Raw genomic sequence first — 25,372 nt, 5'->3', positions numbered from 1 at the left:
TCCTTATTGCCATACTCAACATGGGTAAAGTGTAGTGTATTCAAGGGATCTGATGATCTGTATCGCACTTTTATCAAGGAGATCCTGTCCAGACGTAATGACCTCTTGATTAACAAATGATAATTATTATCATTTGTGGTTAAATATGATTTCAGCGCCATCATCAGGACTTCATGATGCAGATTACAACCACAGAATTAGACCCAAGACAGGTAAGGATTGCGATTAGCGCAGAAAAATTGGCTCAGTTAATGGCCGGTGGACACTTGTGCGCTGCTGAAATTAAGTGTCTGGACAGTGATACTAAACAGCAGGTGTGGCAAACCTGTCTGCACAGTTGTAGCCAGCGGCTTGGCTGTGGTCATTGCCGTTTGCAATGTGCCAATATGTTGAATTATCAAACATATAAAACTAAATAGTCTGAGGTGACACGCACAATCGCTTGCATCTCATTGGGCCGTCATGCTTTTTCACTTAGGGTAACGCCAGTTAATCCAACACGTTAAGGAAGCAACATGAACCCGCCACCCGTGATGCCACTATTTGATTCTGCGCAATATCTGCCAGAAGGGAATGCCTGTGTTAACCAGCATTTGACTCGAATCAGCCTTGAGCGGGTAGAAGATGCGGGGTTGGTATTTGAATATGCCACAGACTGGTTAATGGAGCAGCTGCACCATGAAAATAACTACAAAGCCTATCGCAGTGAGCTAACGACTTTTCTGCATTGGTGCTTTGATGTGGCAAGCTTATCTCCTGCGGCATTATCACGACGGGATATCGCCCGTTATGTCAGTTATTGTCAGCAGCCACCAAGCGAGCTTATCGGCTGGTTTAATGTTGCCCAATTTAAACTGGATAAAAGCTGTGGCCAGCGATTTCCTAACCCAGCCTGGCGGCCATTTACCGGTAGGCGCGTTATGGGGCAAGAGCAGCCATATCAATTATCAGATAATGCGCTGAAAACCAAAATGGCAATTTTGTCATCTTTTTACAGCTATCTTATCGGCGAAGAATATTGCGAGCGTAATCCCGCACAAATTTGGATGAACCACAGCCGCTTTGCCCACCAGCAGCAATTTCGTCTTAACCCAGATGATGATCTGCCGGCATTTACTGAGCTGCAATGGTCCTATGTAGTGGCCTATGCGGAGCGGCTGGCAAAAGAACATCCCCAGCAAGGCCAGCGCAGTCTGTTTTTAATCCGCCTTTTATATGCCTGTTATCTTCGGATCTCGGAAGTGGCTGCCCGAGCAGGGTTTAGCCCAGTAATGAGTCAATTTCGCCGTCACCCACAAACCGGAGTATGGAGTTTTTATGTGCCCCAATCTAAAGGCGGCAAACGTCGCAGCGTAGCGGTATCGAAAGCGCTGCTGGCCGGGTTAACCCAATACCGCAGTTTTCTTGGATTAACGCCGCTGCCTGAAGCGGGAGAAAACACACCACTGTTTATCCGCCACCGGGCGGCGGGTCGGGGCAGGGAAGTGGGAGAACTCAATGCTAATTTGGGCATACGCCAACTGCGGGAAGAAGTGCAACAGGTCATTAATACCGCGGCGGCGATGGCATTGGCCGATGGTTTTGATACCGATGCAGCGGCAATGGTACAGATGAGTGCCCATAATATTCGCCATACCGGTATTACCCATGATATCAATATTAATCAGCGACCATTGTCCCATGTACAGGCCGATGCCGGACATGACAGTATTGATACTACGTCAAAATACCTGCATACCAGCCAAGTGGAGCGACATGAGTCCGCTTATCGCAAAGCCATGGATAATTTAGCCGGAATTGACTAAAGGACAACAGCAAATGAAATGGATAGCAGCAGTGATCAGCCACAGTGTCGTATTCGTTTTAGGCATCGCCCTAGGGATGTACTTGCTGCCGATATTCACGGCTGAGCCATCGCCATCAGCTGAAGCATTGGCAAAAGTGCAGGGCAGTGCTGACTATCAGGCTCAATTTGATCGCCAGCGCAGCGGCAGTGACTGGCTGCATTGGGGGCAGGGCAGCTTATACCTAACACCAAAGACAATTGCATTTCGCGGGGAATTAGCACCAGGGCCAGATTATCGCCTGTATCTGTCACCAGTCTTTGTGGAAGATGAACAGCAATTTCTGGCTCATAAAGCGCAAATGGTTGCCGTTGGTGCCGTCAATTCGTTCAATGACTTTATGCTGCCGGTATCAGAATCCTTGGATATTAGCCGATATAACACCGCCATCATTTGGTGTGAGTCATTTAATCAATTTATCTCTTCCGGGCGCTATCAGTAGCCTTGGTTTAACCATCTAGCCGCTAAAGTAAAATACCGTCAGAAATGACATTGGCTTTAATGCCGATAATGCTATTTATCGGCATTTGCCGAATAAAAGGCCTAAGCACTGTCACTTGCGGCCTTTTACTTTAACCATCTGTAATATATCTACTGATAATGTGGCGCATTGCAAGTCTTAGCAACATGACTCTGAATGTAGCTTTATGCCTGTGTATAGATATTATTGATAAGCCAACGTGAAATTAAGCGTTTTTAGCCCAATCGTTATATATGGATTTATGTACTAATTGTCGCTGGTGGTTTTCGACTTGATAAAAACAAGCCACGAAATTTAACTAGCTAGGCACGCATTTCAACAATGCATTCGGAACGATACCCAAAATCCAGCTACAGCGTTAGCAATTTGAACTGATAACTGAAGTAATAAATCCCAAAGCCATCTGTATTGATATTTGATATAGCTTTTGAAGCTTAGTATTGCCGCTACATGCAAAACTCACCATCCGTAATGGCATGTGTACTTGGATATCAATGATTTGGGTTTTGGTAACTTGATTCTTAGCGCGAAGCGTTAGCTATTGAGTCTGGTGTTGTTCTGATCTGAACCGTATTGAATATTGAAGTCAGTTCAATCGGCTTGATAATCTCATAAATAATACATAGCGTTCTTTGGTAAGCGCCAGTCATTGATGATGAATGTGAGGTTTACGACTAAAGCTTATGGATTTGATGTTATTGCCATCACCAAGCAATAGCTGAAGCTGAACATAGAGATATATTGGTACGCAATTGATAAGCAAGCTATGTGTTTGGGACAGTCGCGAATCTTAGCTCTCCGGGTCGATATATGGTCACATCCATCTATGCGCACAATGTATATTATGTTAAATGTCTTGGTTCTCACGACAGGTTAATGACTCACGAACAATCAATAAGTTAAGCCCTATCTTTCATACTTTACAATTAAATGTTTTGAGTTTACGGTGAGTTCGTGGACCAGTGTTGTACGTCTACTCTAGAGTTCACACGTCTCTGTCTTTAGCTGCGTTCAGATGATTTAAGCCTGGTTGATCCACGCATTCTGGCAGTTCTATGGATATGGTCACAGAATCAAACGAAAAGGATTTCGATCAAAGATGAGTTATAGCATTGCTCATACTAAACGTAATGGACAGCACCTAAAGCTGGTTATAGACGATGTCACTACGTTGCCATCAATGTTCTTGACAATCTATACGATAAGTAAACTCACAAAGCGATCGCTGGGCACTCAAACCAACTCACTTAAAGCACTTCGTTTCTTCTACGAGTTCTATGAGAGAAAGCACGGTTATACGTTTGACGGTGCCTTTATCGATGCCAAGTACAATATCGAACCATTCCTCCAAGAAGTTAATCAATTTTTTGACTATCTCTTATCAAAACAACACATTAGTGATTCTTCTGCATACATTTCCATTAGCCTTCTGTCTCCATCTATCAAAGTCAAACAAGCGTATGTAGCTTATGTCCATGTTGTTACTCGTTTCTTCAAGTTCCTGAATGACCGATATACAACTACAGATTATCAAGACTATGCTCCAGTTGATGCTGCGGTAATGCAACGACGAATAGATCATAAAATCAGACAAATAACCAAGGAGTATTCAGCGCTGGAGGTGGACTCAAATTCTTCAACAACACGGTACAGGAGTCTAACAGACCAGCAAGTGCTGTTGTTAGACAACATGCTTTTGCCATCGACTGAAGAGTTTGTAGACCTAGACACCGGTAAACTTCATTCAGCAGTGGTAAACCCGCTAAACCCTTTTAAAACCCAGTTCGAGCAATTTCGCAACTACGTCATTCATAGGTTGATGTTTCAGTACGGACTTAGAATCGGCGAGTGCTTGTTGCTATCACTGGAATCTTTCGGGCCAACTCTGCCAGACCCAAAAGGTGAACGTTGTTATCTCCTTCTAGTCCAGAATTTACCTGACGGTATCAATGACCCCCGTACAACCCCACCTTCAATTAAAACTAAAAACTCCCAACGATGGAATGAAAAATGCCAAGCGTTGGGAATCACTCTTAAATGCTTTGTTATATTTTGTTGGTAACACAGGTATTTACGAATTTCACCCCGAAAGATGTGAAAAATAGTCTTTCATCTTTCCTTACTTCTAATTCAAGACTTTCGCTAACGCTCATTGAGTCTAAATCTACAAAACTGTCTCGTAGTTCCTGCACACTATTCTTACCAACATCAAGTATTAATAAACGTCTAAAATTGTCTAGAGCCGCGTCAATATCCAGATCTGTTGTGAAGTCCTCACAACACTCGACAAAGCGACTTTTTATAAGCCCTTCCGAACCACTACTTTGCCAACCATTAACATGCCCCCAACCACTTCGAATAGTCTGTCGAGAATAAGCAGTACAAACTTCTGGATAGTCTTCTTTTTCACTCAGCCACTTGAGCAAAAGAGCCTCTTTAGGTGAAAGTTGCTTGATTATCTCAACAAACGAAGGATGCGCGTTTTCTTGGGTACTGATATCAATGGCATTAGCTAGTAAATTCGCATACATTTCCCGAAGTGTTTCATCATGTCCTGTATAGCGAAGAGCTTCTATTGCTGGCACAGCTACTACGGGATTTGGCGGCACTATATTCTCAGTTGGAACATTCTCCAACTTTTTAGAAACGCTTGTTGAAATATAACTTTTAATACTATCGTAACTCCAAACCATCATTGATATTGGAGCAAGAACGACATTAACAGCCTTAGCAACTGTACCTAAAGCAGTTCCAACTTCACGTGCTGCTGGTTGAATTAAATCTTCATATATTGGCACAGCTTGAACCAACCCCGTTGTTGCTTCTATTACATCTTTAACATTAGAACTACTGTTTTCGTCTTGCATTTGATCTAACACCCTTCAAAATATAACATTTTAATAACGAGAACACCTGTTTATCTGAATAACCGGACGGCCAGTTTATCCATTGTTGCGCGACCTCGCTATTCGTCCGTTTTAGTCAAAAAAATCTGCTACTTAACGTCTCTATGGATAGATAACTTTACGGACAAATCGAGACGTCTCGTTATCTCGCGCACCAGTCACGCTTATTGGATCAACGCTATCAGCAATATGCTGAAAAATTGACACTTTCTAGCAGTCCGGCAGATAAATGTGAATGTACCGTGTGCGATAACAGGAGGCGTTTCCTGTTATCTCCGATTTAACGGGTTAACCGGCTCGAATATGTAACTTTGGGGCAAAAGTTGTTCGCAGCCTTGTTGAGACACGCTACCGCACCTTGCTTAATGGGCGCACAATCCCTGTGGTCAATTTGTTGGCAGCACTATAGCAATTAAATGGGGTGCTAGTATGTAAGACATTTGCCATAAGTTGTTGTTTAAATGTGTGTTTGGTGTTTTTCTGTGCGGGTTAAGGGCAGAGTTCATATCGGGGAGTTGAGTGGCCATGATGGTAGAGTCACGGCCAGGGTTTTAGGCATACTTGGGTGAGTTGTAGGGGGGGAGTACAAGAATTTCTCAACACTTCACCTTAGGCAGGTCTTTCCACCTGGTAATGTACTGCGGACTAAGCATATCCCGCTTCATGCCCCATTTCTGCTCAATGCCTTGCGCTGCGATGAACAGCGTGTCTGTACCGTACTTCCTGTTCAGGCCGTCTAGTGCATTCATCAATTGATACTTACTAGGATCAGGGCTGAAAAGGTCATCTTGACTATGGCGACTATTGTGCAATTCAATTAGGCCGACACCGATTTTGTAGAACCGGATGCCTGGCCGAAACAAATCTTTAGCTAGCCTGGTGACGGTTTGACTGAGTATGGTGCTATCTGCGGTGGCAACGGGAAACTGATGCAGTGTTTTTCGATAATATGGTTGACCATCAAATGGTGAGTTACCTGCGAAGCAAATAAGCGTTTTGCAGGCTGAACCTTGGGCTCTCGCTTTTTGGGCCGCGATACTCGCATGTTTACTCAATGCCTGCTGAAGTGACTCCAGGTCGGTAATGCATTCTCCCATTGAACGAGTTGAGAAGATTTGCTTCTTATCTGCCCTCGCCTCGTCCCAATGCTTTGCAGGCACACCATGCCGCTGCATCATAAAGGCCGAAATAACTCGACAACGCAACAGATCTCGCTGTTTCTCCGTCACAATCTACACTAAAAGACTAAACCTTGGTGTTAACCCAGAGGATTGATGATGAAAAACAGACGACACTTTTTACTTGGCGCCGTAACCTCTGCGCTGGGAACCAGCTTGATAGCTAATCAGGCCAATGCCCAGATGGACCCGCAGTCCTGCACCCCGGATTTCTTCCTTAATAGCTGTGATGACTTGCAGACCCTGTTGGATGACGGCAACCGATTTTTTATTCTTGATCCTAACCAGGTGTATGAATTTTCAAACATTGTTATTCCATCCGGCGTAACCATTATTGGTAATGGCAGCACAGTGAGAGCAGCAACGGCTGATGCTCCGGTGTTTCGCATCTCGCAAAATGTGCATCAAATTTATATTCAGGGGATCAATTTTGACGGCAACCTCAAGGGGACGCCCTATGGCCGGGATGTGGTGAAAACCCATATCGGCATTGAGGTTTACAAAGCTTCCTATGTCACCATTGAAAACTGTGGTTTTGAAGACTTCTTGGGTGCTGGGATCTCCATGTTTAATTACAATGGCAACAAATTAGCAGTAGATTTACGGGTATCTGGGTGCCGTTTCTCCCGCTGCCAATATGGCTGGATTGCCTGGTATAACTGTGAATACGGTATTTTAAGTGATAACCACTTCACCAACTGCCGGGTGGGCATGTGGAATTGCAGTGGTAATTGGCTGGTGAGTGGCAATGTCGCAGTAGACTGCCGGGCGGCTTATATATCAACTCCTAAGCCAAATGAAATTGCTTTTAGTACCGGAGGTAACTTTGCCCATGGAACCATTACGGGTAACACCATGAACCACAGTAATGATTCGCCCTGGCCTGCCACGCCACTGAAATTTGGTAATGGCACCCGGGCATTTCAAGGCGTGGTGTTTGATTCCGTTCTCCCCGTCACCTTTACCGGTAACAGTATGTGGTATACGGATTTCAGTGCCGAGAATTTATTAGATGAGTTCTATCTAACCGGCTGCACCCTGTCTAACTGTTTAATCACGGCCAGTGGCAAACATGCCATGTATTTGACCGGCTGTTGGGTTCGCTCCAGTGTGCACTTTAATGGTGATATTAATTTGAACTAACCCATGCAGCTTGGGTGTTTGGCGCTTTTCAGTGATGCTGGGTGGTTAACCACCCTGCTCTATTTTTATAACGGTCCTTAACTGCCAAGCATAAAAACGTAATAACAACCGACTCTCCATCGCCACTCAACATCAACACTCTCCTTCGTTGTTTCTTTTACGCTGTTGCCATTAACGCTTGATACCGCTTATTCGGCTTATGTTCTGCCTAAGGTAACCGCCTTTAGCATTGAGTACAGTTGTGAAGTTGCGCTTGCCTGCACTGATGGGCAGATGAATGCAATTAAAGTGAACAGTTTTGCTTTGTCCGGCGTAGCATCCTGTGGGTTTGTTGCAGACAGCAGAGGATCTGACAATGACGCAACTACAATATGTACTGAAAAATCTTGACCATGGTGAAGCGATTCAACGGCAACTGATGGACAACGGGGTTGCACAGCAACATATACGCTTTTACTCCCGCGATAAGCGGCGAATGGCGAAACTGAATATTAACGCCGCCAGTTTTTTAGAAGAGCGGGATATCCCTCATCTGATGTTACGCGGGGCCGTCTTCGGCTTATTAGGCGCGGTGCTGTTAGCCGTCGTCGTCAATGGTGCTTTGCCAGCATTTGGTCCGACGCAAACCATCATGCTCACCCTGTTTTTGACGCTATTTGGCATCTGGCTTGGCGGGTTGATCGGTTTTAATAATGAAAATTACAAATTGTCTTCTTTCCACCAGGAGTTGATGGATGGGGAATCTATCTTGGTGATTGATGCGCCGCTGTCCCAAGAAAAGATCATCCGTCGCACTATGCGTAGCTTTGATGTCGACATTCATCATCAGCACAGTCACCACTCAGGAATGAATCCGTTTGAGGGCTGGAAACTGGTGCACCATCCGGATGATTAGCACCCTGATGATTAAAGACGAGTACAAAGGAGAGCAATATGACCCAGGTGATGAAAGCACAGACCAACAAGCCGTATGCCAGAGTGCTGCCTTGTAATACATTATCGCCTTCTGCCCCATTTACCTGGCTGGCGTTAGCATGGCAAGATTTTATCCACGCCCCCAAATTAGCCATGGGGTACGGTTTACTCTTTGCGATATTGGCATGGGGGTTAATGACGGCCGTTGCCCTGTCCGGCAGTCACCTGGTGATCCTGCCCTGCTTTATCTGTTTTATGTTGGCTGGTCCGTTTCTAGCCACAGGCCTGTATGACATCAGTTGGGAGCTAGGTAAACATCACCGTCCCCGGCTAGATCACGCGCTGCAGGCAATGGGGCGTAACAGTACTGCCAGTTGGGGATTTGCCCTACTATTGGCACTATTAATGATTTTCTGGACCCGCATTGCGGCATTGGTCCACGCATTATATCCGGCGCAGGTGACAGCGGATTGGGAAGTGTTTCTGCCCTTCCTGACATTGGGTAGTTTGCTAGGCGGAGTTTTCACCTTAGTGGTGTTTGCCATATCTGCATTTTCATTACCCTTATTGATTGAACGCCGGGTCGATCTGATGTCCGCTATTTTCACTTCTGTTTATGCTGTGTGGCATAACCCTAAGGCCATGCTGGTCTGGGCAATGTTAATTTTAGGCGCAGTGGTGCTTGGTTTTGCGACTGCCGGGGTTGGTTTGATTATCACTATGCCCTTAATTGCCTTTGCTACCTGGCATGGATATTTAGCAACGGTGACGACAAAACGACAGCGGCATTATCGCTAGCCTTTGTCGTAAATCCCAAATATCGTTAATCACAAAAGACTGAAAGACTGATGGAATAGCACCTTGCCCCTTGCATCGTTTACGGTGCTTTGTTCCATCACCTTTCGTCATTGCTTGGCCATTTTGCAATATCGAGGGTGTCATTAATGCCTGTAGCTAGCTGGTAACCGATACAGCTAATCTTACAGACGCTAATACCATTACATCTTAATTAATTTAAACCATTGCAACCTAAGCAAGTATAAACCCCATTAATATCATTAGCTTAATGACATCATAACCATGATGCGGCAGCTAAACATATTCGTGAATATTCATCGGCGGTTAACGGGGGTATACTGGCCGCCTTTTTCTATCCAATAACTCATCTTCATGTTTACAAATATCAACCTGCGCGACTGGCGCCTGTGGCTGTTTGTGGCGTTAGCTCTGCTGTGTCTGACTCCGGTAATTTCATCTCCCATCGCTCTGATCTTAGGCTTCTCATTGGCAACATTAGGTCTGTTACCTCAGGGTATTAATCTGGGGGCGGTCACCAAAAAAATGCTGTCCTGGTCCATTATCGGTTTGGGGTTTGGCATTAATTTAGAGCAGGCGATTAGCATTAGCCGCCAGAGTCTGCCATTGGTGGCCGGCTCGATTATTTTCACGTTAGTGATGGCGGTCGTGCTGACTAAGGTCATGAAAATAGACCGTAAAACAGGTTATTTGATCGGTGCGGGCACCTCAATCTGTGGCGGTAGCGCTATTGCGGCTGTGTCTCCGGCCATTAATGCGAAAAATGATCAGATGGCGGTGGCGCTAGCCTGTGTATTTGTGCTTAATTCCATTGCGCTATTTTTGTTTCCGATACTGGGTCATGTACTGGGGCTGAGTCAACATCAATTTGGCCTCTGGAGTGCTATTGCCATCCATGACACGTCATCTGTAGTGGGCGCAGCATCCAGCTACGGCAATGAAGCACTACTGATTGCCACAACCACTAAACTGGCCCGGGCATTGTGGATCGTCCCGGTGGCGCTGGTGTCGGCTATTTTGTTTGGTGGTAACCGCAAAGCAATTAAAGTGCCGGCGTTTATTCTGCTGTACTGCGTGGCTATTTTGATTGCCCACTTCCTCCCCCAAGGGCATGAGGTGTATCAGATGATCTTTATGGTGGCGAAGCGGACGTTAGTGGTGTGTCTGTTCTTAATTGGTGCCGGCATTACCATTAAAAAAATGCGTGAAACCGGGCCAAAGCCGATGATCTTGGCGGTATTGCTTTGGGTCAGCATAGCCTGTGGCTCGCTGTACTACATTTTGCACCATGTGTAATTCAATAATGTATAACGCAATACGCAGTACATGCTTATCATCAAGTAAGCTTATTGAAAGTAGGCGCTAAATTCTGCTCTAAGATGCCGCTCTGTGCCAGTGTAACAAGCACAGCGCGGCAAACCCTCCCGCTTCAATCAATGCGCGCCACACTCCTGTTGTCACTATTGAGCCAACCACAACCGCTACGACCAGTAGCACCGTCTTAATCCCTAAGCTAATAGGTACTGGTGAGTTTTCTGGACTTATGCGCTGTGTCGGTGGTTGAATGAGTTTGTGTTTTTGTGGCAATAGCATCCCCTCTCGTTTCTTATCCCTAATCTCTTATCAATTATCTGGTCAACAATTCTCTGCTCAATTATGCCGTCGCGTGTTGCGCTTTTGACCCGTTCATCTTTTTCAGGAAGATCAGTCATCTTTTCAGTCAATGTGTTCACACAATCGTAAAAATGAGCATTAAGAAACTGATTATTAAAAATGAATCCCTAATTGGGAAATAGCCTCTAGCACTAACTTAGAGCCGATTTGACCTGCAGGTTTAACGTGCTTGGTAAAGTGCTTAGTTAATGGACCGCCTTTGATGGCATCTTAAAGGCGATTGAGACGCGGCTAGGGAGTTGCCAGAAAATGGGTTGGTACAAGTTTGCTGGTACTGCGCACAAAAATCATCATGCCACCCCAGTCTGTTTGCGTGCTGGTGGTAAGATGCGGCGGTAAAACCCTAAACAGAATAAGCTGATAAAAATATGACTGAATTAGAAAAAATGCTGGCCGGTAACAACTTTAATGGTGCGGATGAGAGTGTGAATTGCCTGCGCGATTCAGCAGCGAAGTTATTACAGGATATCAACCGCCATACAGATAACGACCAACGACATGAGATGTTACAGCAGCTGCTGGCTAATATTCCGACCTCCAGTATTATCCGCTCCCCTTTTTTCTGTGAATTTGGCAAAACCATTTCTATTGGTGAGCACAGCTTTATCAATATGAATGTCACCATGCTTGATGGTGCGCCGATCACCATTAGCAACCATGTGCTGATTGGACCCAATTGCCAATTTTATTGTGCGAGCCATGAATTCAATTACTTACAACGCCGGCAATGGCAAACAAGTTGGGCGCCAATAACTATAGAAGATGATGTGTGGATTGGTGGCAGTACGGTGATCAATCAAGGTGTGACCATAGGGGCTCGCTCAGTGATCGCCGCCAATTCTGTGGTAAATAAGGATGTCCCACCAGACTGTCTGTATGGTGGTAGCCCGGCCAGATTCATCAGAAAGCTGCATGAGAATGAGCTGCTCGAGAACATTATTCACGGCTAAGCCGCTTTTCTTCAGATAGCCGGCAAAGGGAAGAATGGCCGGCTTTGCTTTGAAATAACATCCAGATTGGCAGTAGCCAGATGAATGTACGGGAGATAAAACACCAGATGCAAAAAGGCCGCTGTAAAAACAGCGGCCTTTTCTAAATATGGCGGAGGAGCAGGGATTTGAACCCTGGATGGGCTATTAACCCATGCCGGTTTTCAAGACCGGTGCATTCGACCACTCTGCCACCCCTCCGAACGCGGCGAATATTATCGCCCTGCCTGATTGCTGTAAAGTGTTATTTTATTCTAAGGCGTTTAACTGCCGCCCTTTACAGCAATTTGTTGCATTAACTAGCAAATTACGCCTTGCTGTGGCTGCCAGCTTGGTCAAGTTGACTTTGCTGTTGTGCTTTAAGCTGCATCTTGTAGCCAAAGAACACCACAATGGCACAGATCAAAATGCCACAGCCAATGGCTAGCGCACCACTGGTTGCAAATTTTGCCACAATGTATGATGCGCCAAATGCCAATCCGGTTTGCAGGAAGTTCTGCACGCCGGCAGCCTTAGCGGCATCACGGCTAAACTGCTGCAAAGCATTATTTACCACAATCGGATAAATTGCCCCGTTAGCGGCAGCCAGCACAGAGAAAGCAATCAGCAGCGGGAAGATACTGTTAAGCTGTAAAATCACAGTAAACAGTACAATTGCCGCAACACATAGGCCAAACAGACTCAAAAGTACCGCCAACGCTCTGTCCGCACCCGCTTTTTTAATTAAGATCTTACCGGCAAACCCACCAATCACGAACATGGCTGTTTGTGGCAAGAAACTTAAGCCAATAGCGGCCGCATCATAACCGTGTTGCTCCATCACAATCGGCCATAGGGTCAGGTAGGAAAAAAACGCGCCGGAACAGGCACCAAATACAATCACATTGCCCAAGAAGCGACGGTTTTTGACAATATCCAAAAAACCACTGCGGGCAACAGGCTCAGATTTCACCGCCGTCACATGCTTGCGACCTGGCACCAGTACCATGGTCAATACGATGAGCATCACCCCCAGCAGCGCTAAGGTGATAAAAATGGCGCGCCAGCCCAGATGAGACTGCACATAAGCCCCAACCAAGGGAGCAATGGCGGGTGATAAAGCAACCAAAGGCATGATATTGCCAAAGATCCCTTGGGCTTCTTCAGCATTATATTGTTCAATAACCAGAGCTTGCCAAATCACAGCGGCAGAACATGCGCCCAATGCTTGGAAGAAACGGGCAATGTTCATCATCAGCATAGAGTCACTGTTACCGATAAAGACACTGGCAGCACCAAATAGAATTAATCCGGCAAACAAAGCATTGCGATGTCCAATACGGTTAACCAGCGGGCCATAAAGCAACTGACCACAGGCTAAACCGGCCAAAAAGGTGGTCAATGACATGGCCACTTGTTCTGGGGTCGTTTGCAAAGAGCTTTCAATTGCTTTGAAAGCAGGAAGGTACATATCAGTAGCGATAAAACCCAGCATGCTGAGCATCGAAAGATAGAATAAAAACAGGAAATATCTGCTCGGAGAGGAGTTGTTCATAATAAGTTCAGCATTCTCTTAAAAAAGGCGTCGCATTCTACGATCTTGATTTGTAGCGGTGAAGCAATTATTTTTGAACCATGCTTTCAAAAAAAATCACAGCAAAGGATAGCTCTGTATGCTTTCTGAACAAGCGTTCGAATTGATTGATATTGTAGCCCGGGATGGCAGTTTCACCGCGGCGGCTCATCGGCTGCACAAAGTCCCATCTGCCGTCAGCTACGCGGTCAAACAAATAGAAGAAGAATTAGGTGTTGCCTTGTTTGAACGACACCACCGTAGTGTGTCCCTGACCCCGGCGGGGCAACATTTTGTCCGTCAAGCCCGGGCTTTATTAGGACAAATGGATGGTCTGAAACGTGATACGCAGCGCATCGCTAATGGCTGGCAGCCGACGCTTTCCATCGCGTTAGACAATATTGTTCGGGCCGATCGCATCAGTGTGTTGATTGCTGATTTTTACCGACAGTTTACTGATGTGGAACTCATTATCCGTATTGAAGTCTATAACGGTGTGTGGGAAGCCTTAGCCAGCGGCCGCAGCGATGTGGCTGTCGGCGCCACAACCGCCGTGCCGGTGGGGGGCTTTTACCAATATAGAGAAATGGGTGAAATTGAATGGGCTTTTTTAGTCAGTAAGCATCATCCGCTTGCGGCAACTACCGAGCCATTAACTGATGATGATATTCGCCCCTACCCCTCTATCTGCTTGGAAGATACATCACGGGAAATTCCTAAACGAATGACATGGCTGCTGGATAATCAGCGACGTTTGGTGGTGCCGGACTGGATCAGAGCAATTAACTGTTTTCGTGAGGGTCTGGGAGTGGGCTATATGCCGAGGCATCTTGCTTCACCTTTTGTCTCTGCGGGGATGCTGGTGGAAAAACAGCTGCAAAATAGCTTGCGCCCCAGTAATTGTTGCCTAGCTTGGAACCCGGCAAAAATGTCCCCAGCGTTAGAATGGGTACTGAACTACCTCGGGGATAGCGACAAGCTACACAGAGAATGGCTAGCATAATCAGGCGGCAAATAGCATAAAACACTTAAGATAAGCGTCAAAAAACACTTATTAAGATACTGATATCAAAAGAATGTAAATCTTGGTGACGATTCACTTTCACCGTTTGACGCACATAAGGTAATATCAAACTAACTGGGTGTAAAAACCTAAGAAGACTAATCTACACTGCTTGTAGGGTCGTAGATTTAATAGAGAGAGGAAACGGAGTTAACTATGAACCAATCCATCTATGGCAGTCAGTTGTCGACCTTGGAAGTCAACAAACTGCTGAAAAACACGTATATGCTACTGGCGATGACACTGGCATTCTCTGCCGTGTGTGCTGCAGTAGGTATGGCTATGGGCGTCGGTCGTCTGGGCTCTCTGGCACTTTCCATCGGTGGTCTGGTGCTGTTGTTTGTTACCCTGCGCAAGGCTGATACCCAATCAGGTTTGTTTTGGGTTTTTGCCTTTACCGGTATGGAAGGCGCATCATTAGGCTACATTCTTAACCACTATCTGGGCATGGCCAATGGCCCTCAGTTGATTATGCAGGCGTTGGGTCTGACTGCGGTGATCTTTGCCGCCCTGTCTTTCTATGCCCTGACCACTAAGAAAGATTTCTCTTTTATGCGTGGTTTCCTGTTTGCTGGACTGATTGTGGTGATTGTTGCCGGTATCGCTAACATCTTTATTGGTAGCGGCCCACTGTTTATGGCTCTGAACGCTGGTATTGCTCTGTTAATGACAGGTTTTATCCTGTTTGATACCAGCCGGATTGTGAACGGCGGCGAAACCAACTATATCCGCGCAACCGTCTCCCTGTATCTGGATTTTCTGAACCTGTTTATCGCCCTGCTTAACCTGCTGGGGATGAATAACGACGACTAATCCCACATTTGTTGGATTTAAGGTAAAATGGCCCTCTTTAGGGCCATTTTTGTTTTTATGAGCAAATTTATTATTCAAGTCAACGGCAGCGTCTATGGCAATAGTGCCGGTTATCATGCTTGTCGTTTTGCCCGCGCGGCACTGGAAAGTGGCCATCAGGTGATCCGGGTATTCTTTTACCAGGATGGCGTGACCCATTCCAATAGTCTGCTGGCACCCGCCAGTGATGAATTTAATCAATACGACCAATGGTGCCAGCTTGCGGAACAATACAGTATTGAACTGGTGAACTGCGTCTCTGCCGCCTTGCGCCGTGGCATGCTATCGGCGCAGGAAGCGAGCGAGAACCAACAAGCTCATTGGAACGTGACGGCCCCCTTTACTATGGGTGGGCTGGGTGAATTAGTCACCGGTATTGAACAAGCCGATCGGCTGATCTGTTTTTAAGGATTCTGAGTGAAACACCTGTGTATTATATTTCGCCGTGCGCCACACGGAACGGCACATGGCCGGGAAGCATTGGATCTGGCCATGCTCAGTGCCAGCTTTGAACAGCAGATCACGCTGATTTTTGCTGATGAAGGGGTTTTAAACCTGATCAGTGAGCAGCAACCTGAATTAGTTGGTGCTCGGGATTATATTGCCACCTTTAAGGCACTGCCCCTGTACGATATTGAAGATGTGCTGGTGTGCAATGATTCATTAACTGAATTTGGCCTCAAGCGCTCTGTTCTGAACATTGATGCCCAAGTGGTGAGTGCAGAAACCATTACTGCGCGGCTACGTGAAGCGGATGAGGTGTTGGTATTCTGATGATTCTACATCATATTCAAACATCCGCCGGCAATGATAATGCGCTGCAAACCTGCCTGCGCTATGCCGGCAAACATGACAGCGTACTGCTGTCCGGCAATGGTGTTAATGCCATTTTAAAACGTCAGTGGTCGATGGCCCTGTCCCCGTTTAAAGTCTATCTGCTGCGTGATGATGTGATTGCCCGCGGGTTAACGCTGCAGGCCGACGGTTATGCCTTGGTAGACTATGCCGAATTTGTTGCCCTCACCTTGTCCCACGACAAGGTGATCAGCTGGTAATCCTGTGTCAGCGTTAACATATTGAGATAAAACATGAACTTTATTGAATTCAATAACAGCCAAATTGCCACCGATGCCCAAGGTTATCTGCTGAATGTGAATGACTGGACCCCTGAGCTAGCACCTGTGATTGCCGCCAAGGAGTCCATCACCTTGACCGATGCCCATTGGGATGTGGTGAATTTTGTGCGTAACTTTTATCTGGAATACAAAACCAGCCCGGCGATCCGTATTCTGGTAAAAGCCATTGGCCAAGCAATGGGACCAGAGATGGGAAACTCCAAGTATCTTTATACTCTGTTCCCAGCAGGCCCGGCCAAACAAGCCACTAAAATTGCCGGGCTGCCAAAACCAGCTAAATGCATTTAGCCGCTATTGGTCGCTATCACTCACTTCACCTCGCCGACAGCATGTTTTTATAACCGGGCATCATAATAAATAGTTAGCACAATAATATTGAGTTACGGGTATTGATACGCGCAAGTGTCGTAAGGCGGGCGGAATGAATGAAAAAAGCGGCAGAGATAATTCTCTGCCGCTTTTTTTCGCGGTTATTTGCCACTGTTATAAGCCAATGCTTGGCATTAACGGCATTGGCTGAATAATACTCCGGGCTATTTCTCGTTACTTTCCCGAGAACACCGGCTGGCGCTTAGCAAAAAAGGCGCTAACCCCTTCCTGAAAATCTTCACTGTTAAAACAGAACTGTTGATACTGAGCCTCCTGACGAATGGTATCGTGCAGTCCGGCGCGCTGCGCTTGTTGCAGTAAACGTTTCAAATATTTTTGTGACAGTGGTGCCCCCGCTGCGAGGCGTTCAGCCCAGGCACAGGTGTATTCATCTAAATCACCAGCGGCAACACTGTGGTTGGCCAAACCGGTTTGAATACATTCTTCAGCACTGAGTTTGTCAGCTTCGACACAGAGCTCAAATGCTTTTTTATAGCCAAGGTTATTTACCAAGTGCCAACTGGCGCCACCATCCGGCACCAGCGCTATCGCTGCAAAAGCCTGGAACAGGCAAGCTTCTTCACTCATCACCACCAGATCACAAGTCAAGGCTAATGCCCCGCCAATTCCGGCGGCAGCGCCCTGCACCGCAGCCAAATAAATTTTATCTGACTGAATAATGCGCGACAAAAAAGGTTTGTACTCATTCATGATCTGCGCTTCGATGCCATGTTTAGCCGCAGTCAGCTCTTTTAAATCGGCACCAGCAGAAAAACACGGGCCGGCACCTTTCACAATCACCACCCTGACAGATGGATTGGTGTCAGCCATATCAATCGCACTGTGGAGATCCCGCCGCATTTGCTGATTAAATGCATTCAACGTACTGGGCCGGTTTAACTCAATGGTGCAGATTTTGCCCTGAACGGAAAATTTAATAGTTTCAAACTGCTCGGTAACAGTTTCATGCTCGACTGCTGACATAACCTTGCTCCCTGCAGGCTGACCCGCTAAGGCCGCCCGGTTAAATTGTTCTATGTGACTGCTCTGACTTTACTGATATTGCTAGTAACTAACTCACTGCCTGACTGACTTTCCCATCTCAGCCAGCGCTGTCATCCCATAATGTCAGGGCAGCCTATTATTATTCAAGTTTTGTTATTGGCATTTACGCGCTAAATCAGTTCGGTACTTCAAAGAGTGCTGCCGCCCCCATGCCGCCCCCGATGCACATAGACACCACCAAATACTTTACGCCGCGGCGTTTGGCTTCACGTAACCCATGCCCCACCATGCGATTACCCGACATGCCAAATGGATGGCCGATTGCAATTGCGCCGCCGTTAACATTGAGTTTGTTATTGTCGATCTCCAGCTTATCCCGGCAATATACGACTTGGCTGGCAAAGGCTTCATTGATTTCCCACAGGCCAATATCATCAACCGTCAAGCCAAAACGCTTGAGCAGTTTGGGCACGGCTAATACTGGGCCAATGCCCATTTCACTGGGATCGCATCCTACCAATGCCATGCCTTTATAAATGCCCAAAGGCGCCAGACCGAGTGAGGCGGCTTGGTGGTCGCTCATCAGTAAGGTGGCGGCTGCACCATCAGAAAACTGCGACGCATTACCCGCGGTAATATGCGCTCCTTGCGCAATATGCGTCCCGCCCTGCCATACAGGTTTTAACGCCGCGAGGGATTCATAGCTGGTCGTCGGCCGATTACATTCATCTTTATCGGCGACGACACGTCGGTGTCCTGCAGGCTTTTTCTCGGCATCAAACAGTAATTGCTCTACCGTCAGGGGAATAATTTCATCATTAAATACCCCTTGCTGCTGCGCAGCGGCAGTGCGCTGTTGGCTTTGCAATGCATATCTGTCTTGGGCTTCACGGGAAATACCATAACGCTGTGCAACAATCTCCGCCGTTTCAATCATCTGGATATACGCATCCGGGGCAATCGCCTGTACTGCCTCAGAGCGAGCCCGATAGGCATTTTTATGTTTAGTCTGGGTCAGTGACAAAGACTCGACCCCGCCAGCTACGGCAATATTCACATCGCCACTGATTATGCCATTGGCGGCGGCGACAATACTCATCAGACCGGAAGCGCACATGCGATCCAGTGCCATACCAGCAACACTATTTGGTAGCCCTGCGGTATAAGCACATAAACGCCCGATATTGTAACCCTGGGTTCCCTGCTGCACTGCCGCGCCCATAATCACATCATCAACACTCTCGGGAGCGATGCCAGCTTGCGCAACAACGGCGCGGATCACCGCGCCACCTAAAACAGGCGCTTCAGTATCATTAAAGCTGCCACGAAATGATTTTGTCAGGGCGGTACGGGCGGCGCTGACAATAACTGCCTGAGTCATAATGGTTTCCTTTCCTTAAGCCGCGCGATCAGTAGCGTAAAATGATCCTTTGCTGCTAATCGGGGAGATGGTAATTAAAACTTGTTTTTCTTTGAAATTTTGAAATTTGCGTTAGTCACAGGCTGCGGTTGTTGTTCAGTGTGATTCAGCGCTGGCAAGGACTTTACGCTTCGCGCCCATTTGCAGCTTAAAGCCCTGCGGCATTAAAACTGTAGCGACTGATGGTATCGACCACACAAGCCGGGCGTTCGCTACCTTCTATTTCCACGCTCACCCGGATCACCGCTTGCACCGTGTTGCCATTTGCTTCAACGGCAATAATTTCACCTCGCCCGCGCAGACGACTACCAACGGGCACCGCAGCAGGAAAGCGCACCTTGTCACAGCCATAATTAACCCCCATCGCTAAATTTTCTACATCCAGTAGCGAGGGTAAAAACTGATTCACCAGTGACAGAGTCAAATAGCCGTGGGCGATACAAGTGCCAAATGGCCCATCGGCAGCTTTAACCGGGTCGACATGGATCCACTGATGATCGCCTGTGGCTTCGGCAAATAAGTTCACCCTTTCTTGGGTAATCGTCAGCCACTGTGTTTCACCGAGGGATAACCCGGCGGACTGCAATAACTGCGCGGCAGATGAAATAACAACATTGGCCATGGGATGTACTCCTGTCTGAAATGTGCCTACATAAAAGATGCAGTGGTTAGGCGCGCTGGGAGCTGACCGGGACAATTTCCCCCGTCATATATGAGGCATAATCACTGGCCAGGAACATCATCACATTTGCCACCTCCCAGACTTCGGCGCCGCGGCCAAATGCTTCTTTAGCGGCCAGCTGCTCCAGCAATTCTGCCGAAGAAGCTTTTTTCAGAAAATCATGCAGTGCCAAAGATGGCGACACCGCATTAATGCGGATGCCATATTCCGCAGCTTCCAACGCGCTACAACGGGTGAGCGCCATCACCCCAGCTTTGGCCGCGGCATAATGTGCTTGTTCTTTTTGTGCCCGCCAACCTAATACCGAGGCATTGTTTACAATCACTCCCCGGCGTCGACGTTGCATATGGGGTAACATGGCTCGGGTCATACGAAAAGTACCGGTCAGCGTAATATCTAACACCCGACTCCATTCCGCATCGGTCATCTCAACCACACTTTTTTGTCCGCCCAATCCGGCATTATTGATCAGCACATCAACCCCACCGAGTTGATGTTCAGCTGCCTCAATCAAGGCTTGAACCTGCGCCTCATCACTGACATCACACAGCTGACCATAAATGCGCCCCAGCCCGGTTTCACTTTTTAACGTTTCCACCGCCGCCTCAAGCCTAGCAGGATGAATATCAGAGATCATCAGCGCGCGACATCCTTCTTCCGCCGCTCTTTTTGCAGCAGAAAAGCCGATGCCGGCTCCTGCCGCAGCGGTGATCAAAACTGAGCGCCCGGTTAACAGACCGTGGCCGGCGACATATTCAGGAAGCTGACTCATACATCCTCTCTTTATGCTGGTACTTTTTAGGGCAGCACTGCCGGTTAATGCCACTTCTATTGCGTACTTTGGCGTTAAAAGCTTAATGACAACAGGCAGTTATTAATTGGAGTATTTCGTCATGAGCGGGTTAGGCACACATCGTCAAACCGGACTAAAGCCTGAGAATCAATGCCGAATGTGCTTAGCTTTACACGCCGTACAAGTTTTCAGGTTTTTCTCTTAACCTATCTCGATGATTTATTGACTCTGATTTATGCAACATTAAAGACTTGTCTGCTGGTGGAGCGGATTGGCAAGTAATGTTTAACCCATATCCCCGCCCCCCCATATTCCTGCACCTATATCAGCCACCGTGAATGCTTTGCCTGCTTATCCATGATGCGACCTGTTATGGGGAATGCCTCTCTCGTTGAAAATACTTTTTTGCGGTTGTTTTATGGCTCCAGCAATTGGTGTTGATCACTCTTGAGGAGCAAAACTGAGCATTTACTCAATCTTTTTGCGGGTAAAACGGCTCAGAAAATCCTAGTCCCTACAGACGATTCCGGGGTATTTCATTTCCAAAATAATCGGCTTGAACAATAAAAATACACATATCTTCGAAGTGCTTAGGGATGTTTAGCAGTCTTAAGTTGAAGGCAACCAGGAGGAAAACATGAGGAACAGACATCTGTTAACTCCCCTGCTTACTGCAATGCTAGTCAGTGTCAGCGGCGCAGCTTTTGCAAAAGTTTCACAGGAACAAGCGGATAAATTGGGCAATGAGTTAACCTGTGTCGGCGCGATTGCCGCCGGCAACAAAGCAGGCACCATTCCGCCATTTAGTGGCAAATGGTTGGGCACCCCTGAGCATATCAAATATGAAAAGCATGTTGGCCAACATCCGGTCGACCCATATCCTGACGATAAGCCGCTGTACACTATTAGCGGGAAAAATTATCAGCAATACAAAGACAAACTGACACCTGGTCAGATTGCCATGTTTGAGCGTTACCCCGCCACCTTTACCATGCCGGTCTATGAAGGTCGCCGTGATTTCCGCTACCCCGATGTTATTTGTGATACCACCAAGCGCAATGCGCTGGAAGCGGAGTTGATCGATGAGGGCTTTGGCTTTACCGGTTACAAAGGCACTGTGCCTTTTCCCATTCCGGATCTTAATCAGCCAATGCAGGTACTGGCAAACCACAACTTTCCGTACCGCCCTTATACCTATGCCACATTACGGGACATTGCTGATGTCAGCTCCAGCGGCAAAATTTCTTGGGGCCGGGCTAACAACACGGGCTTGAACGTGCCAAATCACCCGGAGCATATTGGCAAACCTGCTGGTGGCGTAATGGCTTACGGCCTGACAGCAACGTTATTGCCTACCCGCAATAAGGGCAGTGCCACAGTCTCTACTGAGCCGATGAACTTTGCCCGTGATAAGCGTCTGGCTTGGAACTACAACCCGGGCACACGTCGAGTACGTCAGTTACCTGAATATGGTTTTGATACACCGATGGCTGGGACGTCCGGTAAGCTGACCATTGATTCAGATCGTCTGATGAACGGTTCACCTGAGCGATATGACTGGACAGTTCAAGATCGCCGCGAAATCTTCATTCCGGCCAATGCTTACAAAATCCATCTGCAGGATGTTAGCTATGATGCCTTGCTGACAGTGAACCATGCCAACCCGGAGTTTATGCGTTATGAACTGCGCCGGGTATGGGTATTGGAAGGCAAACTCAAAGATGAGTACCGCCATAAATATGGCCGCCGCACCATGTATTTGGATGAGGACAACTGGCATGCGGTGATCGGTGATTTTTACGATACCCGTGATGAACTGGTACAGCATGCACTGATCAATTACTACTACGCCTATGATGCTGATAGCTATGAAGCCGGCACCAGTTTTTATCATGATCTAAAAACTGGCAGCTATATCGGCTACAACCTGTTCCAGGAACGCAAAAAAGGGCCAGTACTGAACAAAGGTGATTTCCGTGCTAACCAATTCACCCCGGCAGCACTGCGCCGCATGAGTCACTAATCCAGGGAGCGGAACAGTGAAAAAATTTAAAAACAGTTTACTCAGCGCTGCGGTATTAACCGCGCTGGCATCCGGCCAGGCCTTCGCCGGAGAAACCATTGAGCTGGGTGATGATGTCACGCTGGATTGGAAAGGCACGCTAACTTATTCCGCCGGTATCCGTCTGGAAGATCCCGACCCGGTATTAAGTAAAGGCAGCAGTGGTGACCGTAATTTTGATAAGCATGATCTGATCGGCAACGGGATTTACCTGCTATTAGAGGGGCATCTGCGTTGGGGCGGCAGCGGACTGGTTTTCTCCGGCAGTACTTTCTATGACGATGTGTACAAGGACGGTAAGTTCAGTGATGCAGTGCAGAAATATCACGGCGGCTATACCCGCCTGCTAGACCTTTATGCCTATACCACATTTGCTTTCGGGGAAATGGGTTATGCCGATATTCGTGCCGGCCGCCATGTGGTTGCTTGGGGGGAAGGATTATTCTTCCCTAGCATGTCACTGGCACAAGGGCCATCGGATGGGATCAAGAGTTCCGTGCCCGGCACGGAAGTGAAAGATATTCTGCTCCCGGAAGATCAGGTCTCCGTGCAGGTGGAGCTCAATGCGGATTGGTCTGTCATGGCCCACTGGCAATTTAACTGGCAAGAAACCATTGTGCCGGAGCCAGGATCTTTCTTCAGTACCAGTGAAGCTGTGGGTAATGGCGCATTTTGTCTGGTGCCTTTGCCAACCGGTGGCTGTGGCTATGGCCCAAGAGCCGCCGATGTTGAACCGGATAGCTCCGGCCAATGGGGTGTTGGCGCCCGGTATCGGGTAACCGATGTCACTGAATTGGGGCTTTACTATCTTAACTATGCTGATCGTATCCCTATGGTGGATATCGACCCGACCAAGAATTACATTCCGGCGATTAACTTTGCACTGGGTGAATACCGAGTAGTCTACTTTGATGATATCGATTTGATTGTGGCCACCCTCTCAACCAATACCGGTATGGCATCGGTAGCAGCAGAAATCACCTATAAAGATGGCGCGCCAGTATTGGTCAGCTCCATGGTCGGGCCATTGGCTACCCCGGGAGAGATCCTGCAGTCGAATCTGAATGCTGTGGTTAATTTCGGACGGACCTCGTTTGCTGAGTCGGTGAACCTGACCGCAGAAGTCGCTTATGTCGATATTATGGATGTGGAGGCTCGCTCTCCTACCGGCTTGCCGCAGCTGCCTGCCTCTGATGATCTGTATTACACAGGTCACGGTTTAGCACTGGGGGCATCACTGATCCTCTCTTATCCGGGGCTGACAGAAAACTGGGATATGAGTATTCCGGTTGGCTATAGCCATCAGATCAGCGGCCGAACAATTACTGGCGGCGCTGGCGGTGAAGGGGATATTCGTGCTCGAGTTGGTGCAGACTTTACCCATCACAGAACCGGTATTCAGTTAGGTATCCAATATGTTCGCTATATGGGTGATCCTGATGTCACCGAGCCTTATAAAGAACGTTCTTTAAGTGACCGCGATAACCTCGCCTTCACGGCTAAGTATGCGTTTTAATTTGGCGCCCGCGATGCGGTGATGTAGTCAGCAAATGCTGAACATCAGGCAGTAAAAAAGCTCCTACTATAGGAGCTTTTCTTTTTTATCACCGCGCGGTATCTGATGAGATTGTTTTAGCCTGATACTAAAATTCACCGATTTTATTTATCCCCGCTGACGACGCCAATCATCCAAAATATCATTACGCCGAGCGGATTTAACCCAATCTACTTTGGCTTTATCCTTCATCTGCTCGGCAACCATCTCCAAGTCGCGCAACTGGGATTTAATTGAAGCCTCTAGCACAATGGTATCCCGCGGGCTGAGTTTGGATTTATCCGCCGCTGTGCGCCCAGGAGTACCGAATGTTACGATCACTTGTTTATTATCAAAATGTCGGCCAATTAAACGCACCGCCATATGCTGAACTATGGTCGGTGTGAGATCCATCTGCTGCTGTTTCGCCTGCTGCAAGGCTTCAAATACACACCGGCGTTTTTCTCGTTTAACCGATGCAGAGACTTTGGCGCCAACCTTCCCTGCTGCGGAACGCATTAAGTCCGTTACCGTGCCATCATCCGGCAGGATTGCAGCCCCGCTGGCATCGCGGCCAATGGCATACATATCATCAGCCAATTGCAGATAGGCTGTTTTCAAAGTTTGCTTCAGATCATTCAGTTCCATAGTGCTCACAGGGGGTATTCAATCATAGATTTCTGCTTAACATACATATTAATTTTACCTAGCCACACCGCCACCTTCAAACTAAATATCTATATTTTTCAATAAAATAATTTTAAAAATTGCTATCTTAAGACGACCCATTGAAGTATAGCGGTTATGAGTGTTCTCCACTTATCTGCTGCGGGATTTCATTTCGATAATATTCAGCCTCACTGCGCACATTGTCCTAATAAGCTATTGATTTTTAGGATGGCGTTGTGCTTATTGATTTGTATGTGTTGTTGGTGGTTTAGAATATAAAAAATAACGT

The 25,372-nt window shown here is 47.2% G+C and carries 25 protein-coding genes and 1 tRNA gene; 17 read left to right on the top strand and 9 right to left on the bottom strand.

What is annotated here, in order from left to right; all coding sequences use genetic code 11:
* The first annotated feature begins 173 nt into the window (after positions 1-173).
* The 4 genes from NFHSH190041_RS09225 (at position 174) to NFHSH190041_RS09210 (ending at position 4,387) form a co-directional block, all read left to right on the top strand.
* Complete coding sequence (locus NFHSH190041_RS09225; RefSeq protein WP_261924930.1) at positions 174-419, top strand: hypothetical protein; 246 nt, start codon at positions 174-176, stop codon at positions 417-419.
* A gap of 96 nt (positions 420-515) precedes the next feature.
* Positions 516-1,805 carry a tyrosine-type recombinase/integrase gene (locus NFHSH190041_RS09220; RefSeq protein ID WP_261924929.1) on the top strand — a complete coding sequence of 430 codons (1,290 nt, stop codon included), beginning with the start codon at positions 516-518 and terminating at the stop codon, positions 1,803-1,805.
* Positions 1,806-1,818: 13 nt separating this feature from the next.
* Positions 1,819-2,286 carry a DM13 domain-containing protein gene (locus NFHSH190041_RS09215; RefSeq protein ID WP_261924928.1) on the top strand — a complete coding sequence of 156 codons (468 nt, stop codon included), beginning with the start codon at positions 1,819-1,821 and terminating at the stop codon, positions 2,284-2,286.
* Between the two features lie 1,138 nt (positions 2,287-3,424).
* Entirely contained in the window at positions 3,425-4,387 is a 963-nt protein-coding gene (locus tag NFHSH190041_RS09210) for a hypothetical protein (RefSeq protein ID WP_261924927.1), read from the top strand.
* Here the strand turns inward: NFHSH190041_RS09210 and NFHSH190041_RS09205 are convergent.
* Together NFHSH190041_RS09205 and NFHSH190041_RS09200 are read right to left on the bottom strand one after the other, a co-directional pair.
* Positions 4,371-5,192, bottom strand: a complete 822-nt coding sequence (locus NFHSH190041_RS09205; protein WP_261924926.1) for a DUF4393 domain-containing protein — start codon at positions 5,190-5,192, stop codon at positions 4,371-4,373. The two genes, NFHSH190041_RS09210 and NFHSH190041_RS09205, sit on opposite strands and share 17 nt — an antisense overlap.
* 635 nt (positions 5,193-5,827) lie before the next feature.
* A complete protein-coding gene (locus NFHSH190041_RS09200) occupies positions 5,828-6,460 on the bottom strand; it encodes a DUF4113 domain-containing protein (RefSeq protein ID WP_261924925.1) in 633 nt (210 codons plus the stop codon).
* 45 nt (positions 6,461-6,505) lie between these two features.
* Here NFHSH190041_RS09200 and NFHSH190041_RS09195 point away from each other — a divergent pair, with 45 nt between their 5' ends.
* The 5 genes from NFHSH190041_RS09195 (at position 6,506) to NFHSH190041_RS09175 (ending at position 11,907) form a co-directional block, all read left to right on the top strand.
* The gene (locus NFHSH190041_RS09195; RefSeq protein WP_261924924.1) at positions 6,506-7,552 is read left to right on the top strand and encodes a right-handed parallel beta-helix repeat-containing protein; all 1,047 of its coding nucleotides are present in this window, start codon (positions 6,506-6,508) and stop codon (positions 7,550-7,552) included.
* Between the two features lie 355 nt (positions 7,553-7,907).
* Positions 7,908-8,447, top strand: a complete 540-nt coding sequence (locus NFHSH190041_RS09190; protein WP_261924923.1) for a phage holin — start codon at positions 7,908-7,910, stop codon at positions 8,445-8,447.
* A 38-nt stretch (positions 8,448-8,485) separates the two neighbouring features.
* Positions 8,486-9,265 (top strand): DUF2189 domain-containing protein, encoded by a 780-nt coding sequence (locus tag NFHSH190041_RS09185; protein WP_261924922.1) that lies wholly within the window; start codon positions 8,486-8,488, stop codon positions 9,263-9,265.
* Between the two features lie 372 nt (positions 9,266-9,637).
* Positions 9,638-10,579 carry a YeiH family protein gene (locus NFHSH190041_RS09180; RefSeq protein WP_261924921.1) on the top strand — a complete coding sequence of 314 codons (942 nt, stop codon included), beginning with the start codon at positions 9,638-9,640 and terminating at the stop codon, positions 10,577-10,579.
* A 746-nt stretch (positions 10,580-11,325) separates the two neighbouring features.
* Positions 11,326-11,907, top strand: coding sequence for a sugar O-acetyltransferase (locus tag NFHSH190041_RS09175; protein ID WP_261924920.1), 582 nt, complete (start codon positions 11,326-11,328; stop codon positions 11,905-11,907).
* Between the two features lie 149 nt (positions 11,908-12,056).
* Here the strand turns inward: NFHSH190041_RS09175 and NFHSH190041_RS09170 are convergent.
* Together NFHSH190041_RS09170 and punC are read right to left on the bottom strand one after the other, a co-directional pair.
* Positions 12,057-12,147 (bottom strand) — tRNA-Ser (locus NFHSH190041_RS09170).
* A gap of 106 nt (positions 12,148-12,253) precedes the next feature.
* The gene (gene punC / locus NFHSH190041_RS09165; protein WP_261924919.1) at positions 12,254-13,480 is read right to left on the bottom strand and encodes a purine nucleoside transporter PunC; all 1,227 of its coding nucleotides are present in this window, start codon (positions 13,478-13,480) and stop codon (positions 12,254-12,256) included.
* Between the two features lie 118 nt (positions 13,481-13,598).
* Here punC and punR point away from each other — a divergent pair, with 118 nt between their 5' ends.
* The 6 genes from punR (at position 13,599) to NFHSH190041_RS09135 (ending at position 16,837) form a co-directional block, all read left to right on the top strand.
* Positions 13,599-14,501 (top strand): DNA-binding transcriptional activator PunR, encoded by a 903-nt coding sequence (gene punR / locus NFHSH190041_RS09160; RefSeq protein ID WP_261924918.1) that lies wholly within the window; start codon positions 13,599-13,601, stop codon positions 14,499-14,501.
* Positions 14,502-14,717: 216 nt separating this feature from the next.
* Positions 14,718-15,374: a Bax inhibitor-1/YccA family protein gene (locus NFHSH190041_RS09155; RefSeq protein ID WP_261924917.1), complete on the top strand. Its 657-nt coding sequence runs from the start codon at positions 14,718-14,720 to the stop codon at positions 15,372-15,374.
* 57 nt (positions 15,375-15,431) lie between these two features.
* Positions 15,432-15,821 carry a sulfurtransferase complex subunit TusD gene (tusD, locus tag NFHSH190041_RS09150; protein ID WP_261924916.1) on the top strand — a complete coding sequence of 130 codons (390 nt, stop codon included), beginning with the start codon at positions 15,432-15,434 and terminating at the stop codon, positions 15,819-15,821.
* A 9-nt stretch (positions 15,822-15,830) separates the two neighbouring features.
* Positions 15,831-16,187 carry a sulfurtransferase complex subunit TusC gene (gene tusC, locus NFHSH190041_RS09145; protein ID WP_261924915.1) on the top strand — a complete coding sequence of 119 codons (357 nt, stop codon included), beginning with the start codon at positions 15,831-15,833 and terminating at the stop codon, positions 16,185-16,187.
* Positions 16,187-16,468 carry a sulfurtransferase complex subunit TusB gene (gene tusB / locus NFHSH190041_RS09140; RefSeq protein ID WP_261924914.1) on the top strand — a complete coding sequence of 94 codons (282 nt, stop codon included), beginning with the start codon at positions 16,187-16,189 and terminating at the stop codon, positions 16,466-16,468. Before tusC ends, tusB begins: the two co-directional genes overlap by 1 nt.
* A gap of 33 nt (positions 16,469-16,501) precedes the next feature.
* Positions 16,502-16,837, top strand: a complete 336-nt coding sequence (locus tag NFHSH190041_RS09135; protein ID WP_261924913.1) for a TusE/DsrC/DsvC family sulfur relay protein — start codon at positions 16,502-16,504, stop codon at positions 16,835-16,837.
* A gap of 255 nt (positions 16,838-17,092) precedes the next feature.
* On the opposite strand, the gene NFHSH190041_RS09130 is transcribed toward NFHSH190041_RS09135, so the two are convergent.
* From NFHSH190041_RS09130 to NFHSH190041_RS09115, 4 genes are all read right to left on the bottom strand, one after another.
* On the bottom strand, positions 17,093-17,902 hold the full coding sequence (locus NFHSH190041_RS09130; protein WP_261924912.1) for an enoyl-CoA hydratase/isomerase family protein: 810 nt from the start codon (positions 17,900-17,902) through the stop codon (positions 17,093-17,095).
* A gap of 196 nt (positions 17,903-18,098) precedes the next feature.
* Positions 18,099-19,304 carry an acetyl-CoA C-acyltransferase gene (locus tag NFHSH190041_RS09125; protein WP_261924911.1) on the bottom strand — a complete coding sequence of 402 codons (1,206 nt, stop codon included), beginning with the start codon at positions 19,302-19,304 and terminating at the stop codon, positions 18,099-18,101.
* Positions 19,305-19,491: 187 nt separating this feature from the next.
* On the bottom strand, positions 19,492-19,965 hold the full coding sequence (locus NFHSH190041_RS09120; protein WP_261924910.1) for a MaoC family dehydratase: 474 nt from the start codon (positions 19,963-19,965) through the stop codon (positions 19,492-19,494).
* A gap of 46 nt (positions 19,966-20,011) precedes the next feature.
* A complete protein-coding gene (locus NFHSH190041_RS09115) occupies positions 20,012-20,797 on the bottom strand; it encodes an SDR family oxidoreductase (protein ID WP_261924909.1) in 786 nt (261 codons plus the stop codon).
* A 658-nt stretch (positions 20,798-21,455) separates the two neighbouring features.
* Between NFHSH190041_RS09115 and NFHSH190041_RS09110 the strand changes: the two genes are divergently transcribed.
* The gene (locus NFHSH190041_RS09110) at positions 21,456-22,841 is read left to right on the top strand and encodes a DUF1329 domain-containing protein (RefSeq protein ID WP_261924908.1); all 1,386 of its coding nucleotides are present in this window, start codon (positions 21,456-21,458) and stop codon (positions 22,839-22,841) included.
* A gap of 16 nt (positions 22,842-22,857) precedes the next feature.
* Complete coding sequence (locus NFHSH190041_RS09105) at positions 22,858-24,396, top strand: DUF1302 domain-containing protein (protein WP_261924907.1); 1,539 nt, start codon at positions 22,858-22,860, stop codon at positions 24,394-24,396.
* Positions 24,397-24,543: 147 nt separating this feature from the next.
* On the opposite strand, the gene NFHSH190041_RS09100 is transcribed toward NFHSH190041_RS09105, so the two are convergent.
* A complete protein-coding gene (locus NFHSH190041_RS09100; RefSeq protein WP_261924906.1) occupies positions 24,544-25,062 on the bottom strand; it encodes a hypothetical protein in 519 nt (172 codons plus the stop codon).
* Between the last annotated feature and the right edge of the window lie 310 nt (positions 25,063-25,372).

Origin of the sequence: Shewanella sp. NFH-SH190041 (assembly GCF_024363255.1) — a bacterium.
GTDB lineage: Bacteria > Pseudomonadota > Gammaproteobacteria > Enterobacterales > Shewanellaceae > Shewanella.
This window is presented reverse-complemented; position numbering and strand designations above follow the sequence as displayed.

Excerpts from the sequence above, each read along its gene's own strand:
- NFHSH190041_RS09185 (WP_261924922.1), top strand. The coding sequence starts at position 8,486 with ATGACCCAGGTGATGAAAGCACAGACCAACAAGCCGTATGCCAGAGTG.
- NFHSH190041_RS09220 (WP_261924929.1), top strand. The coding sequence starts at position 516 with ATGAACCCGCCACCCGTGATGCCACTATTTGATTCTGCGCAATATCTG.
- punC (WP_261924919.1), bottom strand. The coding sequence starts at position 13,480 with ATGAACAACTCCTCTCCGAGCAGATATTTCCTGTTTTTATTCTATCTT.
- NFHSH190041_RS09130 (WP_261924912.1), bottom strand. The coding sequence starts at position 17,902 with ATGTCAGCAGTCGAGCATGAAACTGTTACCGAGCAGTTTGAAACTATT.
- NFHSH190041_RS09205 (WP_261924926.1), bottom strand. The coding sequence starts at position 5,192 with ATGCAAGACGAAAACAGTAGTTCTAATGTTAAAGATGTAATAGAAGCA.
- NFHSH190041_RS09135 (WP_261924913.1), top strand. The coding sequence starts at position 16,502 with ATGAACTTTATTGAATTCAATAACAGCCAAATTGCCACCGATGCCCAA.
- NFHSH190041_RS09110 (WP_261924908.1), top strand. The coding sequence starts at position 21,456 with ATGAGGAACAGACATCTGTTAACTCCCCTGCTTACTGCAATGCTAGTC.
- NFHSH190041_RS09120 (WP_261924910.1), bottom strand. The coding sequence starts at position 19,965 with ATGGCCAATGTTGTTATTTCATCTGCCGCGCAGTTATTGCAGTCCGCC.
- tusD (WP_261924916.1), top strand. The coding sequence starts at position 15,432 with ATGAGCAAATTTATTATTCAAGTCAACGGCAGCGTCTATGGCAATAGT.
- NFHSH190041_RS09215 (WP_261924928.1), top strand. The coding sequence starts at position 1,819 with ATGAAATGGATAGCAGCAGTGATCAGCCACAGTGTCGTATTCGTTTTA.
- NFHSH190041_RS09225 (WP_261924930.1), top strand. The coding sequence starts at position 174 with ATGATGCAGATTACAACCACAGAATTAGACCCAAGACAGGTAAGGATT.
- NFHSH190041_RS09190 (WP_261924923.1), top strand. The coding sequence starts at position 7,908 with ATGACGCAACTACAATATGTACTGAAAAATCTTGACCATGGTGAAGCG.
- NFHSH190041_RS09180 (WP_261924921.1), top strand. The coding sequence starts at position 9,638 with ATGTTTACAAATATCAACCTGCGCGACTGGCGCCTGTGGCTGTTTGTG.
- punR (WP_261924918.1), top strand. The coding sequence starts at position 13,599 with ATGCTTTCTGAACAAGCGTTCGAATTGATTGATATTGTAGCCCGGGAT.
- NFHSH190041_RS09175 (WP_261924920.1), top strand. The coding sequence starts at position 11,326 with ATGACTGAATTAGAAAAAATGCTGGCCGGTAACAACTTTAATGGTGCG.
- NFHSH190041_RS09115 (WP_261924909.1), bottom strand. The coding sequence starts at position 20,797 with ATGAGTCAGCTTCCTGAATATGTCGCCGGCCACGGTCTGTTAACCGGG.
- NFHSH190041_RS09210 (WP_261924927.1), top strand. The coding sequence starts at position 3,425 with ATGAGTTATAGCATTGCTCATACTAAACGTAATGGACAGCACCTAAAG.
- NFHSH190041_RS09125 (WP_261924911.1), bottom strand. The coding sequence starts at position 19,304 with ATGACTCAGGCAGTTATTGTCAGCGCCGCCCGTACCGCCCTGACAAAA.
- NFHSH190041_RS09100 (WP_261924906.1), bottom strand. The coding sequence starts at position 25,062 with ATGGAACTGAATGATCTGAAGCAAACTTTGAAAACAGCCTATCTGCAA.
- NFHSH190041_RS09155 (WP_261924917.1), top strand. The coding sequence starts at position 14,718 with ATGAACCAATCCATCTATGGCAGTCAGTTGTCGACCTTGGAAGTCAAC.
- NFHSH190041_RS09195 (WP_261924924.1), top strand. The coding sequence starts at position 6,506 with ATGATGAAAAACAGACGACACTTTTTACTTGGCGCCGTAACCTCTGCG.
- tusB (WP_261924914.1), top strand. The coding sequence starts at position 16,187 with ATGATTCTACATCATATTCAAACATCCGCCGGCAATGATAATGCGCTG.